This is a genomic window from Saccharomonospora iraqiensis subsp. iraqiensis (assembly GCF_000430445.1).
GTDB classification, from domain to species: domain Bacteria; phylum Actinomycetota; class Actinomycetes; order Mycobacteriales; family Pseudonocardiaceae; genus Saccharomonospora; species Saccharomonospora iraqiensis.
Genome location: NZ_KE387129.1, coordinates 20,233 through 21,983 on the forward strand (window position 1 = coordinate 20,233; position 1,751 = coordinate 21,983).

The 1,751-nt window shown below is 69.4% G+C and carries 3 protein-coding genes and 1 pseudogene; all 4 read left to right on the forward strand.

Going from position 1 to position 1,751, the window contains the following annotated elements:
• A pseudogene (locus ACTIR_RS26940) lies at window positions 1-265 on the forward strand (histidine kinase); the annotation flags it as partial.
• Between the two features lie 25 nt (window positions 266-290).
• Window positions 291-716 carry a roadblock/LC7 domain-containing protein gene (locus tag ACTIR_RS26945; RefSeq protein WP_007024676.1) on the forward strand — a complete coding sequence of 142 codons (426 nt, stop codon included), beginning with the start codon at window positions 291-293 and terminating at the stop codon, window positions 714-716.
• A 2-nt stretch (window positions 717-718) separates the two neighbouring features.
• A complete protein-coding gene (locus ACTIR_RS0119140; protein WP_034241067.1) occupies window positions 719-1,084 on the forward strand; it encodes a DUF742 domain-containing protein in 366 nt (121 codons plus the stop codon).
• The gene (locus ACTIR_RS0119145; protein ID WP_007024678.1) at window positions 1,065-1,685 is read left to right on the forward strand and encodes a GTP-binding protein; all 621 of its coding nucleotides are present in this window, start codon (window positions 1,065-1,067) and stop codon (window positions 1,683-1,685) included. The genes ACTIR_RS0119140 and ACTIR_RS0119145 overlap by 20 nt, the downstream gene beginning before the upstream one ends.
• Window positions 1,686-1,751: the final 66 nt, after the last annotated feature.

The following is a 1,751-nucleotide window of genomic DNA, read 5'->3' on the forward strand; positions in this document are numbered from 1 at the left end:
GACGGCGTCCGGGACACCGTCGCCACCGCGCCGGGAGCCGGGTCCGGACCCGTCGGCGACGCGGGACCGGCCCGCCCGACGGCCCCTGCCGCAGCGGCAACCCCAGCAGAACCTGGTCGACCAGCTCCGGGACGACCCCGAGGAGGACACTCCCGACTTCGAGGCCGTCTCCGGCAGGACCCGCAGCACACTCTCGGCTTTCCGCAAGGGCACCCGCAGGGGCCGGGAATCCGGGGAGCCGGGGCACGAATCCGACACCGACTGAGACGAAGGGGAAGCGAAACACATCGATGAACGCGAACGGGAACTCCGGCGCTGATCTGAACTGGCTGCTCGACGACATGGTCGAGCGGGTGGTCGGCGCCCAGCACGCCGTCGTGCTCTCCGCGGACGGCCTGCTCATGGGCAAATCGGCCGGACTCGCCAAGGACGACTCCGACCAGCTCTCCGCGATGTCCTCGAGCCTGCAGAGCCTGGCGAAAGGGGTCACCAGGCACTTCGAGCGCGGTCCGGTGTTGCAGACCATGATCGAGATGGAGGAGGGGTACCTGTTCGTCTCCGCGGCGGGAGCGGGTGCCTGTCTCGCCGTGCTCTCCGAGGAGACGGTCGACGTCGAGATGATCGCCTACGAGATGAACCGTCTCGTCAAGCGGGTCGGCGACTACATGTCCGCGTCCCCCCGCGCCGCCGCGTCCACGTCCGGCGAGGGGACGTGAGCGTGGAGGAGGAGTGGTACGACGACGACGCCGGCCCCCTGGTACGGCCCTACGCCATCACCCGGGGCCGGATCCCGGCCACGGACGCCACGCTGGACCTGTCCACGCAGGTGATGGCCCTGCGGACCACGCGGGAACCCACCGGGCTCACCCCGGAACACCGCAGCATCCTGGACCTGTGCCGGCAGCCGCTGTCCATCGCCGAGCTGGCGGTCTACGTGAAGACACCCATCGCCGTGATCAAGGTGTTGTGCAACGACCTGATCGAACGGGGGGACGTGATCGTGCGTTCGCCCTCCACCCAGCCGATGCAAGCCCCCGACCGTGAACTACTCCAGGCGGTGCTCGATGGCCTCACCAAGCTCTGACGGCGGTTCCGCGGAGAACGTCGTCCCCACCCCCGTCAAGATCGTCGTCGCGGGCGGTTTCGGCGCGGGCAAGACCACCATGGTGGGCTCGGTCAGTGAGATCCCCCCGCTGTCCACCGAAGAACTGATGACCCAGGCCAGCGACGGCGTCGACGACCTCACCGGCGTCGAGACGAAGGGGACGACCACCGTCGCGCTCGACTTCGGCCGCATCACGATCTCGCCGCACACCGTGCTCTACCTGTTCGGCACCCCGGGCCAGGACCGGTTCTGGTACATGTGGGACGAACTGGCGCGCGGCGCGATCGGCACCGTCGTGCTGGTCGACACCCGCAGGCTGGACAGCAGTTTCGCCGCGATCGACTTCTTCGAGCGGCGCAAGATCCCGTTCGTCGTGGCGGTGAACTGCTTCGCCGAGGCGGACTCCTACACCGAGGACGAGATCCGCAAGGCCCTGGCGATCAACGAGGGCATCCCGATGGTCTTCATCGACGCGCGGGAGAAGGACCAGAGCAAGCTCGCGCTGATCCGGCTGGTCCGGTACGCGCTGAGCAGGCTGACCGAACCCGCCGCGATGAGCGGGGCCGGGTCGACGGCCTGACACGCGCCACGGCACGGGCGTGCCGGCACGGGTGCCCGCCCGCGGTGTCCGCCTGCGGGCACCCGT